This is a genomic window from Sulfurospirillum sp. MES, from assembly GCF_000789415.1.
Taxonomy (GTDB): domain Bacteria; phylum Campylobacterota; class Campylobacteria; order Campylobacterales; family Sulfurospirillaceae; genus Sulfurospirillum; species Sulfurospirillum cavolei.
Genome location: NZ_JSEC01000007.1, coordinates 16277 through 30001, shown reverse-complemented (window position 1 = coordinate 30001; position 13725 = coordinate 16277). Strand labels below are relative to the sequence as shown.

Genomic DNA, 13725 nt, shown 5'->3' with positions numbered 1-13725 from the left:
ATACCGTCTAGACGGTATAGCGTGAGTAATTTTTACGAACGCGGTTGCGCTTCAAAACGCGCTTTGGCGTCTTTGAGTGCATTGATCAGTTCATCGAGATTTTCATAAGGAATGTGCGCTTTCCAATCCGGATCTTCGGTATTTTTCTTTAATGAAATGCCGATACTCACGACCGGAAACGATCCGTTGCCGTAAGGCTCTTCCAAATGTGAAACGGAGATGACGCCGTTTTTCGTACCTGCTAACGGAAATTTGGTTAATATCGTATTTTTTCCACCCATAATTATGAATTCCTTTTAAAAAATTGAGCGATTTTGGCCTGTTTTTTAAGCCAATCGCTTTGAAGCATCAATGGAAATCCGCCGTAGACTTTACCGCCTTCGATGGATTTGCTCACTCCGCCTCGTGCCGCGACGGTTGCGAAATCGCCGATTTCCAAATGACCTGCGGTTGCGCTTTGTCCGCCCATGACAACGTTTCGTCCTAACTTCGTCGATCCCGCCAAGCCGGTTTGCGCGACGATGATACAAAATTGACCGATTTCGCAATTGTGTCCGATGTGCACAAGGTTATCTATTTTTGTCCCTTTTTTGATAACCGTAGAGCCGAAAACCGCACGATCGATCGTGGAATTAGCGCCTATTTCGACGTTTTCTTCGATAATCAAGTTACCGTTATGGTAAATCTTGATGTGTTCGCCGGTTTTCGTATGCGCGTAACCGAAGCCGTCGCTCCCGACGACGACGCCGGCTTGAAGGATGGAGCCTGCTTTAATTACACAATCGTCGTAAACGACGACGTTAGGGTATATGACGACGTTTTGACCGACGGTGACGTTCGCTCCGATCGTTACGTTTGGCATAATGCGCGCGCCCGCTTCGATGACGCTTCCACTACCGACGACGACGTTTTGCTCGATCGATGCCGCGGGATCGATACGCGGAGCAACGGAAGTCTCAAAAACTTTTTTCGCGAAGTAGCGGCTCGCATATGCCATGCTCAAATAAGGATCGTCGCTCACGAGAGCTTCTACGTTCGAAGGTAAGGCTTCTAAATAGGCTTTGGGAAGGATGACAACGCCTGCTTGGGTATTTTTTAAGTCGTCGAGTAGCTTGGCGTCTTTAAAAAAAGCGATGTGCGAAGGCGTTGCCTCCTTGAGCGTTGCAAAAGAGGCAACATCAAAATCTCTGCCGGCGTAGTCTAATCCTAACGCTTGCGCAAGGAGGCTAATTTTCATTACAAGTCCATCGCTACCGAACCGCTGCGAACGATATCGGTCGGATTATATTTTTTAACGGCTTTCAAAAAACTGTCGATTCGATTGTAGTCGTCCGCAACCATTAAGACGATCGACTCTTCGCTGCTACTGGCGATCGTGCCGTTATAGGCTTTGAGCATGGCATCTAGACCGTTGAAATCTTCACTCAGAGGAATCTTAACCAATGCAAGCTCTTTTTCGACGAACTCGCCCGATTCGATGACTTTATAGGTCGGTATCAATTTATGAAGTTGTTTGACGATTTGCTCCAAAACGGCGGTACTGCCTGAGGTAACAATCGTCAAGCGCGACAAATTCGTTTTCGGAATAGGCGCTACCGTTAAAGAGTCGATGTTGTATCCGCGACCGGCAAATAAGCCTGAAATACGAGATAGTACGCCGTCTTCGTTGAGGACGATAACCGATAATACTCTTCTAATCGCATCCATGGGCTTACTCCTTATACTCTAACATCATATTGTAAAGCGTTCCGCCTGCCGGAACCATCGGTAAAACGTTTTCAAAGCGGTCGACTTGAACGTCGATCATACAAACACAACCGCTTTGCATTGCATCGCTTAAGGCTTGATCGAATTCCGCTTTGGTTTTGACTCTAAATCCGCGTCCGCCGAAACTCTCAACCAATTTAACAAAATCGGGTTGTACCGAAAGATCGGTTGAAGAGTAGCGTTTGTTATAGAAAAAAGTTTGCCATTGGCGAACCATTCCTAAAAATTGATTGTTCAAAATAATGTTGATAACGGCAATTTTATTTTCGACCGCGGTCATAAGCTCTTGAATATTCATCAAAATTGAGCCGTCTCCCGTGAAGTTAATGACCGTTTTGTTCGGTAATGCGACTTTAGCACCCATCGCCGCGGGCAAACCGTACCCCATCGTTCCTAAACCGCCGCTGCTAAGCCATTGTCTTGGATAGCTAAACGGGTAAAATTGCGCCGCCCACATTTGGTGTTGACCGACGTCGGTACAGATGACGGCTTTATCGCCGAGAAGTTCCCCTACGCGTTCAATCGCCCATTGCGGTTTAATGACGTCGTTGCTGTCTTCGTATCGGAGCGGATGAATTTCGTTGTAGCGTTTTAACAGTTCACGCCACGGTTTGTATTTATCGGCTTGTATTTGCTCTTTTGCCAGCGGGATCATCGCTTCGACGACGTTTTTAAGGTCTCCGACGATCGGATAATCGATCGGAACGATTTTCCCGATGCTGCTTGGGTCGATATCGACGTGAATGATTTTGGCATGTTTGGCAAATTCACTGAGTTTTCCAGTAACCCTATCGTCAAAACGAGGGCCAAAAGCGATCATCAAATCGGCTTCGCTCATCGCCATATTGGCGCAATAGCAACCGTGCATACCCAGCATTCCGAGTAATAAAGGATTTTCATCGCCCATAACGCCGCGTGCCATCAACGTTTCGACGGCGGGAATGCCGCAAATTTGTGCAAATTCGCGTACTTCGTTTGCCGCGTTGGAATTAATCGCACCGCCGCCGATGTATAAAACGGGACGCTTCGCCGCCGCAATCGCTTCGATCGCCTTTTTAATTTGACGAGGATTGCCTTTGTACGTCGGTTTGTAAGTTTGCATTTTAATTTCGCTAGGGTAGCTAAAATGTGCAATCTGTGCGGTCACGTCTTTGGGAATATCGACATGTACGGGACCGGGTCTGCCGCTTCGCGCGATATAAAACGCCTCTTTTAAAATACGCGACAAATCTTTGGCGTCTTTGACCAAATAGTTGTGTTTGACGCACGGGCGGCTGATACCGACCGCATCGATTTCTTGAAACGCGTCCGTACCGATCATACTAATGGGAACTTGTCCGCTAATGACGACCAGAGGAATCGAGTCCATATAAGCCGTTGCAAGACCCGTCACCGCGTTGGTAAAGCCAGGTCCGCTGGTCACAAACGCAACACCGACCTCGCCCGTTGCCCTTGCATAACCGTCTGCGGCATGAATCGCCGCTTGTTCGTGTCTCGTTAAAATATGTTTAAAATGGTTTTGTTTATAGACTTCATCGTAAACATTCATAATCGCACCGCCGGGATAGCCAAAGACGACGCTGACGTTCTCCTTCCGTAGTGCTTCTATAACCATCTGGGAACCGCTTAACTCCATGACCTCTCCTTTCATATTTTTTTTGGTTGCGACTTCGCGCTAAAATTCGCTTTTTGCAAAGCAAATTATTTTTACATGTCGGGGCAAAAGCCTCAACGCCGAGGTTGTACCGAGCGTCAAAGTTTGTTTCGTAACGAAGTCAAATTTTCCGCATACCGCTGTTTTTACATCTTCACGTAAAGCCCGAACACCTCTGTTGTATCGAGTGTTAAAGCTCGGTAAAAAAAGTGGGTTATTATAGCAAATAAAGATTAAAAGAGGCTATTTTCGGTACTTTGAATCATTAAATGGAAGAGGTGTTACAATTTGCTATAGCCACGCCTTCTCGAAGGCTATCGTCGATAACGATGCAGGTCGCAAACCCTAGTTTTTGCATAATGGTTTTAACGAGTAAAATTCCGGCGATCATGGAGTCACGGCGATTGGTTCCCGTAAAGCGCGTCGCTTCTTCGATAGGCATACGGCTTAAACGTACGAAAGCCTCTTCAAAATCGTTGACATGTAAAGACGTGCCGTTAATCGCGTTCGCATCGTAATGGGCATAATCCATACCTTGTTTGAAAGCGGCAACGGTCGTAGGCGTTCCGGCGGTCGCGATCAATTGACGGTAACGCGATACGACGGGTTGATGTTGCTCGACGAAAGGTTCGATGACCGATACGATGCGATCAATTTGCGATGCGTCGATTGAGGCATAGCGTTCGGTGGTCGTGACGATACCGAACGGAAAGCTTCGACTCTCTTTGCTCGTCGTGTTACAAAAAGTAATTTCCGTCGACCCGCCGCCTAGATCGAATAAAACATAACAAGACGCGTCGAATCCTTCTCGCGTTAAGGCGTGTTCAACCGCTAAAGAGGTCAATGCCGCCTCTTTTTCGCCTGAAATAATTTCAAAGCAAATCCCAAACGTTGTTTCGATACGACTAAGAATTTCACGCGCATTGGATGCCATACGCATCGCTTGCGTCGTTACCGCAAAGCAAGGTTCGTTTCGGAAGTCAAAATGTAACGAAGCTTCATGCAGTGCCGCAAAAAGGCGTTCTTGCGACTCTGGAGCAATCGCACGGTTGACATGTAAGTCTTTTGCCGTACGTACGATGCGTTCAAAGCATGCCGTTCTTCGGCGTGTTTGACAATCAAAACGTGCGATACGAAGCGTGTTTGAGCCTAAATCACATGCAATCATACGGCAAGAACTAACGTTTTTGAAAACCGAAAAGTTTCATTACAAGGGCAATAGCAAGACGAAGCACGCCGATCAACACATATGCAATGAAGGTATATAACAGCGGATGGTAGGGCATATCGTGCGCCATCAGACGAGAAAAATGCTCTAAAGGATGTGAAACCCACTGATTCATATGCATGCCTAAGGATAAGACGAAAAATATCACGACAAAAATGAAGAACTCTTTTTTCACGATGCCTCACTACGGGAGCTAAAATTTTTACAGATTGTAAGCAAAAAAGACTTAATAGAAGATTTAGAATAACGTTACATTATCGCTACAATCTTAGAAGATTATAAATAACTAAAATAATCAACTATAATATTACTAGCCAAGGAAAACTTTATATTGTTGGCAGTAGAATGGGGAGACATACAACAAAAAGGATGGTTAAATTATGAAGTCTGACAAAATCATCGAAGAGATTCTAGGTGAGATTGAAAAACACGAAGGTGTCCTTTCCCGTCGTGACGCTATGAAGCTATTGGCGGCGTCTCCTATTGCCGCAGGCGTTTTAGCAGGTACGACAACGACAACCGAAGCGTATGCTTCTTCCGATGCAAAGGGAAAAATCGTGATCGTCGGAGGCGGTCTTGCCGGTGTTGCTACGGCGGCAAAATTGACGAATAAACTGTCCAATCCCGACATTACGATTATCGAACCTAATCCGCATTCGGTTTCGTATCAACCGGGGCAAACATTGGTAGCAGCCGGCGTATGGCAAAAAAGCGATATTACGTATGATACCGCCAATTTTATTCCCAAAGGCACAAAATGGATTAAAGAGATGGTTGTCTCTTTCGATCCGGCAAATAACAAAGTCAAAACACAAAGCGGCATGGAAGTTGCGTACGACTATTTGGTCGTGGCAACGGGTTTGGTGCTTGACTTTGCTTCGATTAAAGGCTTAGAGGGCGAAATCATGTCTTCGGGCGACAATGAAATCGTTCGTAAAAAAGTGGGCAAAAACGGCGTCTACTCTATCTATTTTGCCGACGGTGCGGTCGATACGTATAAAGGTATTCAAGAATTGATCGCTAAAGCCAAAGCGCACACGGGAAGCGAAAAACTACAAGCCATTTTTACCGATCCCGCTACGGCAATTAAGTGCGGCGGTGCTCCCAAAAAGATTATGTATATTATCCACGATCTTTTAACCAAAGCCGGCGTACGCGATAAAGTCGAACTTACGTTTTGCCCGAGCGGCGATAAGATGTTCGGCGTGCCTGAATACAACGATGCTATTTTTGAACAATTTAAAAAACGCGGCTTTAAGTGGGAATTTAAAACCAATCTCGTCGCCATCGATACCGAGAAAAAAGTAGCGACGTTTGAATACAAATGGTTGGAAAAGGGCGAATACGACGAGGATTTGAAAGAGTATACGATGATTCCGATGTCTAAAAATATCGAGAAAAAATATGACTTTATCCACATTACGCCGCCTCAAAAAGCACCCGATCTTGTCGGTAAATCTCCGATCGGCTCTTCCAAAGGCTGGGTTCCCGTCGTTAAAGAGACTTTGCAACATGTAACCTATAAGAACGTTTTTGCTATCGGAGACGTTGCCGCTCTTCCCATGGCAAAAACCGGAGGAAGCGCGCGTAAAGAGTATGCCGTTTTAGTCGACAACTTGATTGCCGTTATGGAGAAAAAAGAGAAATTGCCGGCCGCATACGACGGTTATACCGTATGCCCGTTGATTACGAGCCTCGGTACGGTTATGCTTGCCGAATTTAACTGGACGGCAAAACCTACGCCTTCTTTCCCTCTCGATCCGACGCAAGAGCGATGGATTTGGTGGTTGTTGAAAGTGTATGCCCTTAAACCGATGACGATTTACGGCATGCTATCCGGTAGAGCTTAAAATAACGAACGAATAGAAAAAGGAATAACAGATGAAACAATTGACTTTACTATGTATGACGGTAGCAAGTTTGGCTTTGTTAAGCGGTTGCGGGGATAAACCAAAATCGGATGCGGCAAAGTATAAGTATTCCGCGGCGGAAGTTTATAAAGAGACGTGTTTACATTGCCACGGCAATAAGGGCGAAGGCAATCCAGAGAAAAAAGCTCCTGCGATTAACAAACAAAGCATCCAAGAGCTTGAGATGTCACTTTTTGACATCAAAAACGGCGGTTTAGGACAATCTACGGCAAGCGAGCACGAAGTGATGGAACATAATATGAAAAAATTAGCCGAAAAAGGTTATGATTACGACATTAAAGTGATGGCAAGTTACATTTTCAACACGTTTAATATCAGCAAGTAATGATCAACGGTACTTCTCGGCGACATGTGAGCCGAGAAGTCTCTGAAAGCGAAGAATGAACAAGCGACAAAATGAAGTTTTCGTATGGCCTTTGTGTACGCGCATTATTCATTGGATGATCGCACTCTCCTTTATCACCTCTTTTATCACGGCTTTTTTTCACTCGCTTTTTAAATGGCATTTAGCCTTCGGTTGGATTTTCGGAATTGTTTTGATTTATCGGCTCGTTTGGGGCATCGTCGGTCCAAATTATGCGACGTTCAAAACGTTTAAACTCTCTTTTGCGGAACTGCGATACTATTTTGTCGAAAAGGTCCAAAACCGGTGGCGCAAGATTCACGCCGGGCATAATGCCGCTTCCAGTTGGTTTACGATTATCGTGCTGTGCTTCGGTTTGGAAATCGTTCTAAGCGGGCTTTTACTGCAAGGAACGCAAGAAGCAAGCGGTCCGTTTTGCTTTTTTAACAACGATTTTTTTAAGGCATCGACGTTCCTGTTTTACGTGCATGAATACGGAGCGTATATTCTCGTTGCATGGGCGTTCATTCATATTTCAGGCGTTCTCGTGGAACAGTTTTACCATAAAACGAATATGGCGTTTGCAATGGTAACGGGCTATAAAAGAGCCGAGGGTGAAGATACCGTCGTCTCAATTTGGCACCATCTGTTTGCGTACAGCGTGATTGCGATTTCGATCGGTATGCTTTATACGATCGTTTACGACGAAAAGAGTTATTTGACGCATGAACGTTTTGCGAAAATCGACTATGCCGCCGAAAACGAGGCTTATGCGCAAAAATGCGGAAAATGCCACAAACCCTACCCTCCTTTTATGCTTCCGAGTGCTTCGTGGACGCTTTTAATGGACGGCTTATCGAACCATTTCGGCGAAGCGATTAGCGATCGCAATATTACCCAAAGCGAGCAAGAGAGCATTCGTGCGTATCTTGCAAGCCGTAGTGCCGAAACGTCCTCTCGCAAGTTGGCGTTTAAAACGCTGGATTCTTTGGGGACGATGCACCCGATTTCAATGAGTAAAGTTCCCTACTGGCGCGCGGCACATGAACATATCGACCGTAGTGTGTACAAACGTCCTTCGATCAAAGAGGCTTCCAACTGTTTCGCCTGTCACGAAGGGTTTGAGTTCGGTATTTTGGACAATACGCGTATTCATATTCCCCAATAGCGACCGTTTCGTAACGTCGCAATTTTTTTGAAACCCTATTTTGGTTATAATACAAAACGTTCCTAGCAACTGTCTGACGCGTCGTTGATGCAAGATTTTTACATGTAAGATGATGTAGCGTATTTTGTACCTGACGCGTAGGCTCGTTTTGAAACTAAAAACAAAGGATGCAGAATGCTTTTGGGTGTGAATATCGACCATATCGCCGTATTAAGGGAAGCGCGCAAGATCAACGATCCCGATCCTTTGGACGCGCTCTTTTTCGTTAAACGCTCCGGAGCCGATCAGATCACGATTCATCTTCGCGAAGATCGACGCCATATGAACGACGAAGATGCGCAAAAAATCATTTCACAATCGCAACTTCCCGTGAATTTAGAGTGTTCGATGAATGCTGAAATTCTTGAAAAAGTATTAGCCTTCTTGCCGCATCGAGCGACTTTGGTTCCCGAAAAACGCGAAGAAGTCACAACGGAGGGCGGCTTAGACGTTCTTGCGCATTTCGATGCTCTCAATCAGGCGATAAAGCGTTTGCATCAAGCGCAGATCGAAGTATCGCTTTTTATCGATCCTTCCGTGGAGATGATTGAAGCGGCGCACCGTTTAGGCGTTGAATGGGTTGAATTGCATACGGGTTTGTACGCCAATATTTATGCGATGTTGTACGCCAATTTGGCTCGAACGCCTCATGCGATTGCCGCGTTACAATTAGATCGAAAAACCTTACATGTGAAGTTGGAAGCATCTTTAAGCGAGCTTGAAAATGCCGCAAATTTAGCGCGCCGATTGGGGATGAAAGTCGCCGCGGGGCACGGTCTTAATTATCAAAACGTCAAGCCAATCGTCGCTATGCCCGCGATCGAAGAACTCAATATCGGACAGAGTATTATCGCGCGTTCCGTTTTTGTCGGCTTAGAATGCGCCATTAAAGAGATGTTAGGATTGGTCCGATGAAAAAACTTGCCATCAGCATCGGCGATCTTAACGGCGTCGGTTTGGAAATTGCGCTCAGAGCGCACCGAGAAATTACGAAAGTCTGTAAGCCGATTTATTGCATTAACGAAAACATGTTAGCATGGGGAAGTGCACTTTTAGGAATCGACGTACCCGAAGATTTCGAAATTCGCGATTGCGGAAAAGTTTTTGAAATTACCCCGGGCGTTTGTTGCGCTGATGCCGGAGAGAGTTCCTACGATTCGTTTATTACGGCGGTGGCATTAGCTAAAAGTAACGAAGTCGATGCGATCGTGACGCTGCCGATCAACAAAGAGGCATGGGAAAAAGCGGGCTTGGAATATAAAGGTCATACCGATGCCCTCAGTGATTTACTCGGATGCGAAGCGATCATGATGCTCGGATGCGAAGCGATGTTCGTCATTTTGTACACGCATCATATTCCGCTTCGCGATGTGCCGCACGAGATCAAAACGAAAAAGCTTAAACCGTTTTTACTCAAAATATACGAAGAACTCGGATGTGAACGTATTGCGGTTTTAGGGTTAAATCCGCATGCAGGAGATCACGGCGTTATCGGCGACGAAGATAGCGAAATCGAAAAAGCGATTCAAAAAGCCAACCATTTTTTAGAACGTGAAGTTTTCTTCGGTCCCATGGTTCCCGATACCGCTTTTTCAATCGCCAATCGTGAAAAATTTAAGTATTTCGTTTGCATGTACCACGACCAAGGCTTGATTCCTCTCAAAACGCTCTATTTTGAAGAGAGTATCAACGTGAGCCTCAATGCGGGCATTATACGAACGTCGGTCGATCACGGAACCGCTTTTGATATTGCCTATAAAAACGCTCAAGAACTTTCAACGCTCAGTTACGTCAATGCCGTTCACGAAGCGTTGAAGCTGACCGGTACTAAAGTCTTATTGACCTTTTAGGCTTTTGCGGCAAAACAGAGGATGACTTCATACGTTTTGCCGTTTTTGTTCACGGTGTGCGCTTGGACGAAACTCGGTTTTTCAAAGCCGTTTTCGGTGAAAAAACGCACCCACTCTTCCCTTGAAAATCCGAAATGGTATACGCCCGTGTTGTCCGAGTGAAAACTTCCGTCCTCTTTGTCCAAATCGGCAATCGCTAAGAGCCCTTTGTTTGAGAGGATACGGGAAAACTTTTGAATAAGGCGCGAAGGCTCTTCGATATGGTGAAACGCCATGGCACTTACGATACGATCAAATCGCCAAGCACCGAAATTTGCATCTGCGTCCAACGCCAAGGTTTCAACGTGCGACAATCCGCTTTCATCGGCTTTACGTTGAAATTGTTCCAACATCGCGCTTGAAAGATCCGCGCCGACGAGTTTGCCGACCAAAGGAGCGATGTTGAGTCCCACAAGTCCGGTGCCGCAACCAAAGTCCAAAACACAGTCGTCTTTTGAAAACGAAACGGATTTCAAGATCGCATCGGTAATATTTTTAGCAAGGCTTAAACGCATATCGTTTTGATCCCATTTTTGTGCTACGGCATCAAAGCGTTGTTTCGTGTCCGTCATACGTTCTCCAGATATAATATTTTTGCGGGTTTGAGGCGTTAAACGTACCACGTAGACCCTGCGGCGTCATCGTGTAGATTGTATCGACGATGGATTCGAGGAACTCTCTGTGATGCGAAACGATGATGATGCTTTTATCGATTTTGCGTAAAATCGAAACGAGCTTTTGTTGCATGGCATTGTCCAAACCGTTGGTCGGTTCGTCTAAAAGCATGAGTTTGGGTTCGGCGATTAAGACGCCGGCAAGGGCTACTAATTTTTTTTCGCCTCCGGAGAGATGATAGACCACTTTCTTCGCCAAATGCGAAATGCCTAAATCCTGAAGCATCATGGCGGTTTTGAGTGCGGCTTCTTCCTTGGGTATGCCTTGGGCAAGGAGGCTAAACGCGACGTCATCCTCGACGATAGGCGCTAAAAACTGATTGTCGGAGTCTTGAAAAAGATAGCCGATCATCGTGCGCACGGTTTTAAAATCGTCCAAAGAGCGCATCGGTCGGTGAAACAGTTCCAACAGTCCGCTTTGCGGTAAAGACAATCCGGCGATCATCTCCAAAAGCGTCGTTTTACCGCAACCGTTAGGTCCGATAATCGCAATTTTCTCTTTATGCGAAAGGTTTAACGTGATGCCGGTATAGAGCGTCACGCCGTTACGTGCGGCGGAAATATTTTTCATCGTTAGCGAACAACTCATAAGATATACCCTTGATGCCAAAAAAGTGAGATAAGCGTCAATAACGTCGCGATCGCGTCGTTGGAGCTTAAGCTTTGACGACGGCTTAAGGTGTAAATTTCACCTTGAAATCCTCGAAGCAGCATCGCTTTTTGCAAAGCGACCGATCGTTCTAAAGCTTTGATCACCAGCGTGCCGATAAATCCCGCCAGCGTTTTATACGATAACAGATCGGTTTTGGGCGTAAAACCGCGAATGCGTAACGTATTTTTAAAGAGCTCGAGCTCATGGCGAATTAGAAAAATCGATTTACTCGTAAAGAAAAAGAGCGTCGTTATTTTATGCGGTAAGGCGAGGCGTTGCATCGCAATCGCGATCGTAAATTCGTTACAGCCGTGAAAGAGCAGTAAAATACAAAGCAACATCAGGTTGGAGCGAAGGAGCATCAATCCCGCAAGATGCTCTTGGTGTTGCCAATAAAGCGTAAGCGCAATGAAAACGATCAGCGTATTGAGCATGACAAGACGTTTGAAAATAATCAGCAAAAAGCGTCGTTTGAGCCATGCCAAAAAAAACAAGATCAGTGACATCGAAACGTACATGTGCGTTTGAAGTGCGATCGTACAACCGTATACGAGGGCTAAAAGCAAGGCGACGCAAGGCGTTATCGACGGGCGGGACGTTTGATCCAAAAGAGTGCTCCAAAGAAAAAGACAATTATAGCCAATCCTAAGGCGACTTTGCCCAAAGGCGTATCGGAAGGCAAAGTTTTGAGCTCTTCTTTCGTGTGGGATTTTGCTTCGTAGTCTAACGTCGCTTGATGTCCCATGCCGCCTTCAACGGTAATTTTGAAATGCGGCGCAGGCAACTTGATGGAGGCTTTGCCTTCATCGTCGGTTTGAAAGCGCGCCAATTCTTTGTCTTGAAAATCTTGAAGCAGGATCGTGCATTGTTTACACGGAGCGGATTTGGTAAAGTAGCTTTGAACGTATAAACTCCCCTCCTCGTCGTATGCGAAAAGATTGATTTTATGTGCGTACAAAGTCGAAATGCTTAAAAAAGCGATGATTATAAAACGAACTATCATGCGACCTCCAACCATGCGGGTGCGACTTTTTCGATAAACCGAAGCGCAAAAAGCGTGATGACGCCTTCGATGAACATCACGGGAAGGTGTGCTAAAAACGCCAATTGTGCGGCACTGACGAACGCTTCGCCGTTTAGGGCTAAGGTAAGCGAGAGCAAGAACGCCGATAAGCCTAAGGGAACAAAGCCGACGCAAAACCATAAGGCGGTTTTTTTCCAAAGCGTATGCGGGTGCAAGCGAAAGAGAAAATACCCTGCAAGCGTCGGAAACGCAAGGTTAAACACGTTTACGCCGAGCGTCGTAAGTCCGCCGTAGCCGAATAAAATTCCTTGCAAGAAGAGCGCGACGAAAATTGCCACAAAAGCGCGTGGACCTAACAGTGCGCCGACGATACCGCCTAAAACCAAGTGAACCGACGTCGGGCCTAAGGGAATATGAATAAACGACGCTAAGAAAAAGAGTGCGGATAAAACGGCGGTCTTGGGAATCTCTTCGTTTTTAAGCGTTTTAAACGCGTAAAAAACCAGTGCCGTCGAAAGAACGGCACCTCCGATCAGAATTTCGGGGCGTAATACCCCTTCGCTAATATGCATTAGTGAATCTTTTCGGTTTTAAGCCATAAAACGGCACCCAATTCTACCGGATAACTTTTACCCTCGTGTTTGATCTTTTCGTCGTCGTCGATCAAAGCGGCAAATCCCCACCAACCCTCAAGCGGTAAAGCCACATGAAAAACACCGTTATTATCGGCTTTGACGACTTGCGTTACGTACATGTCGTTGGGGGTTTTGAGCCCTTTCGTGTTGTAGTATTCGATTTCGATTTCGGCATTAGGAACGGGTTTACCTTTGTAGAGCACTTTGGCACTAAAAAGATTTCCGGCATAAAGCGAGTAAGGGCGTGAAAGCGGAATGATTTCGGCTTTGAGTCCGATGGGTTTATCCCAACCTTCGCCTGAATTAAACGCATCGACGATTGTTTTCGTTTGATGGCGAATAAACTTGTCTTCCGCAGGTTCGAAGTACGGCATCGGATCGACGTAAAATTGGTACACGCCGGGTTCTTTGATCGTATATTCGCTTTTCCACGTCGTTATTTTGTTGTTTTCGACCGATTGGAGATTGTTTAGAAGCGATGTTTTTTTACCTTCAAAGAAGACGCCCGCTTCTTTAGGTTTTTGCATGTTCATCGGTTGTTGTTCAAACGGGTGCGTAAACTCGTATTGAATCAAAACTTTCGGATTTTTTTGTTCGACGACCGATTGGTCGGTCATAACCGTTTGAAAGTGAGCCAAAAGCGACGTTGCGCAAACCAATGATGCCAATAATATTTTCATACGAATGCTCCTCATAAATAATACTTGAATTAATTCGATAT

At 45.7% G+C, this 13725-nt stretch carries 17 protein-coding genes; 5 read left to right on the top strand and 12 right to left on the bottom strand.

The features are described 5' to 3' along the window. Nucleotides 1–32: 32 nt before the first annotated feature. The 6 genes from OA34_RS09765 to OA34_RS13750 all read right to left on the bottom strand — a co-directional run bounded on the left by OA34_RS09765 (nt 33) and on the right by OA34_RS13750 (nt 4764). Nucleotides 33–281, bottom strand: a complete 249-nt coding sequence (locus OA34_RS09765) for a hypothetical protein (RefSeq protein WP_041961761.1) — start codon at nt 279–281, stop codon at nt 33–35. Between the two features lie 2 nt (nt 282–283). Next, a complete protein-coding gene (lpxD, locus tag OA34_RS09760; protein ID WP_039674831.1) occupies nt 284–1237 on the bottom strand; it encodes a UDP-3-O-(3-hydroxymyristoyl)glucosamine N-acyltransferase in 954 nt (317 codons plus the stop codon). Next, a complete protein-coding gene (gene ilvN / locus OA34_RS09755) occupies nt 1237–1698 on the bottom strand; it encodes an acetolactate synthase small subunit (protein WP_173636971.1) in 462 nt (153 codons plus the stop codon). The genes lpxD and ilvN overlap by 1 nt, the downstream gene beginning before the upstream one ends. Nucleotides 1699–1711: 13 nt before the next feature. Further along, nucleotides 1712–3403: an acetolactate synthase large subunit gene (locus OA34_RS09750; protein WP_039674827.1), complete on the bottom strand. Its 1692-nt coding sequence runs from the start codon at nt 3401–3403 to the stop codon at nt 1712–1714. A 283-nt stretch (nt 3404–3686) separates the two neighbouring features. Further along, nucleotides 3687–4589: a Ppx/GppA phosphatase family protein gene (locus tag OA34_RS09745; protein WP_039674826.1), complete on the bottom strand. Its 903-nt coding sequence runs from the start codon at nt 4587–4589 to the stop codon at nt 3687–3689. Nucleotides 4590–4599: 10 nt separating this feature from the next. Next, nucleotides 4600–4764 (bottom strand): hypothetical protein, encoded by a 165-nt coding sequence (locus tag OA34_RS13750; protein WP_254376027.1) that lies wholly within the window; start codon nt 4762–4764, stop codon nt 4600–4602. Between the two features lie 265 nt (nt 4765–5029). On the opposite strand from OA34_RS13750, the gene OA34_RS09740 reads away from it, so the two are divergent. The 5 genes from OA34_RS09740 (at nt 5030) to pdxA (ending at nt 9980) form a co-directional block, all read left to right on the top strand. After that, the gene (locus OA34_RS09740) at nt 5030–6499 is read left to right on the top strand and encodes an NAD(P)/FAD-dependent oxidoreductase (protein WP_039674824.1); all 1470 of its coding nucleotides are present in this window, start codon (nt 5030–5032) and stop codon (nt 6497–6499) included. A gap of 31 nt (nt 6500–6530) precedes the next feature. Further along, a complete protein-coding gene (locus OA34_RS09735) occupies nt 6531–6905 on the top strand; it encodes a c-type cytochrome (protein WP_039674822.1) in 375 nt (124 codons plus the stop codon). A gap of 55 nt (nt 6906–6960) precedes the next feature. Then, nucleotides 6961–8091, top strand: coding sequence for a cytochrome b/b6 domain-containing protein (locus OA34_RS09730; RefSeq protein WP_286682972.1), 1131 nt, complete (start codon nt 6961–6963; stop codon nt 8089–8091). 174 nt (nt 8092–8265) lie between these two features. After that, the gene (locus OA34_RS09725) at nt 8266–9045 is read left to right on the top strand and encodes a pyridoxine 5'-phosphate synthase (protein WP_039674820.1); all 780 of its coding nucleotides are present in this window, start codon (nt 8266–8268) and stop codon (nt 9043–9045) included. After that, a complete protein-coding gene (pdxA, locus tag OA34_RS09720) occupies nt 9042–9980 on the top strand; it encodes a 4-hydroxythreonine-4-phosphate dehydrogenase (protein WP_039674818.1) in 939 nt (312 codons plus the stop codon). Before OA34_RS09725 ends, pdxA begins: the two co-directional genes overlap by 4 nt. Here pdxA and OA34_RS09715 read toward each other — a convergent pair. The 6 genes from OA34_RS09715 to OA34_RS09690 are packed head-to-tail and all read right to left on the bottom strand — an operon-like array spanning nt 9977 to nt 13684. After that, nucleotides 9977–10591 carry a class I SAM-dependent DNA methyltransferase gene (locus tag OA34_RS09715; RefSeq protein ID WP_039674817.1) on the bottom strand — a complete coding sequence of 205 codons (615 nt, stop codon included), beginning with the start codon at nt 10589–10591 and terminating at the stop codon, nt 9977–9979. The genes pdxA and OA34_RS09715 overlap by 4 nt on opposite strands. Continuing rightward, nucleotides 10566–11282 (bottom strand): energy-coupling factor ABC transporter ATP-binding protein, encoded by a 717-nt coding sequence (locus OA34_RS09710; protein WP_041961766.1) that lies wholly within the window; start codon nt 11280–11282, stop codon nt 10566–10568. Before OA34_RS09710 ends, OA34_RS09715 begins: the two co-directional genes overlap by 26 nt. Continuing rightward, nucleotides 11279–11953 carry an energy-coupling factor transporter transmembrane component T family protein gene (locus tag OA34_RS13745; RefSeq protein ID WP_286682971.1) on the bottom strand — a complete coding sequence of 225 codons (675 nt, stop codon included), beginning with the start codon at nt 11951–11953 and terminating at the stop codon, nt 11279–11281. The genes OA34_RS09710 and OA34_RS13745 overlap by 4 nt, the downstream gene beginning before the upstream one ends. Next, nucleotides 11926–12348, bottom strand: a complete 423-nt coding sequence (locus OA34_RS09700) for a hypothetical protein (RefSeq protein WP_039674814.1) — start codon at nt 12346–12348, stop codon at nt 11926–11928. The genes OA34_RS13745 and OA34_RS09700 overlap by 28 nt, the downstream gene beginning before the upstream one ends. Further along, the gene (gene cbiM / locus OA34_RS09695; RefSeq protein WP_039674813.1) at nt 12345–12941 is read right to left on the bottom strand and encodes a cobalt transporter CbiM; all 597 of its coding nucleotides are present in this window, start codon (nt 12939–12941) and stop codon (nt 12345–12347) included. Before cbiM ends, OA34_RS09700 begins: the two co-directional genes overlap by 4 nt. Further along, nucleotides 12941–13684 (bottom strand): DUF4198 domain-containing protein, encoded by a 744-nt coding sequence (locus OA34_RS09690; protein WP_039674812.1) that lies wholly within the window; start codon nt 13682–13684, stop codon nt 12941–12943. The genes cbiM and OA34_RS09690 overlap by 1 nt, the downstream gene beginning before the upstream one ends. Between the last annotated feature and the right edge of the window lie 41 nt (nt 13685–13725).

Coding starts and splice junctions, on each gene's coding strand:
- OA34_RS09765 (WP_041961761.1), bottom strand. CDS start 281: ATGGGTGGAAAAAATACGATATTAACCAAATTTCCGTTAGCAGGTACG.
- lpxD (WP_039674831.1), bottom strand. CDS start 1,237: ATGAAAATTAGCCTCCTTGCGCAAGCGTTAGGATTAGACTACGCCGGC.
- OA34_RS09750 (WP_039674827.1), bottom strand. CDS start 3,403: ATGGAGTTAAGCGGTTCCCAGATGGTTATAGAAGCACTACGGAAGGAG.
- OA34_RS09745 (WP_039674826.1), bottom strand. CDS start 4,589: ATGATTGCATGTGATTTAGGCTCAAACACGCTTCGTATCGCACGTTTT.
- OA34_RS13750 (WP_254376027.1), bottom strand. CDS start 4,764: ATGAATCAGTGGGTTTCACATCCTTTAGAGCATTTTTCTCGTCTGATG.
- OA34_RS09740 (WP_039674824.1), top strand. CDS start 5,030: ATGAAGTCTGACAAAATCATCGAAGAGATTCTAGGTGAGATTGAAAAA.
- OA34_RS09735 (WP_039674822.1), top strand. CDS start 6,531: ATGAAACAATTGACTTTACTATGTATGACGGTAGCAAGTTTGGCTTTG.
- OA34_RS09730 (WP_286682972.1), top strand. CDS start 6,961: ATGAACAAGCGACAAAATGAAGTTTTCGTATGGCCTTTGTGTACGCGC.
- OA34_RS09725 (WP_039674820.1), top strand. CDS start 8,266: ATGCTTTTGGGTGTGAATATCGACCATATCGCCGTATTAAGGGAAGCG.
- pdxA (WP_039674818.1), top strand. CDS start 9,042: ATGAAAAAACTTGCCATCAGCATCGGCGATCTTAACGGCGTCGGTTTG.
- OA34_RS09715 (WP_039674817.1), bottom strand. CDS start 10,591: ATGACGGACACGAAACAACGCTTTGATGCCGTAGCACAAAAATGGGAT.
- OA34_RS09710 (WP_041961766.1), bottom strand. CDS start 11,282: ATGAGTTGTTCGCTAACGATGAAAAATATTTCCGCCGCACGTAACGGC.
- OA34_RS09700 (WP_039674814.1), bottom strand. CDS start 12,348: ATGATAGTTCGTTTTATAATCATCGCTTTTTTAAGCATTTCGACTTTG.
- cbiM (WP_039674813.1), bottom strand. CDS start 12,941: ATGCATATTAGCGAAGGGGTATTACGCCCCGAAATTCTGATCGGAGGT.
- OA34_RS09690 (WP_039674812.1), bottom strand. CDS start 13,684: ATGAAAATATTATTGGCATCATTGGTTTGCGCAACGTCGCTTTTGGCT.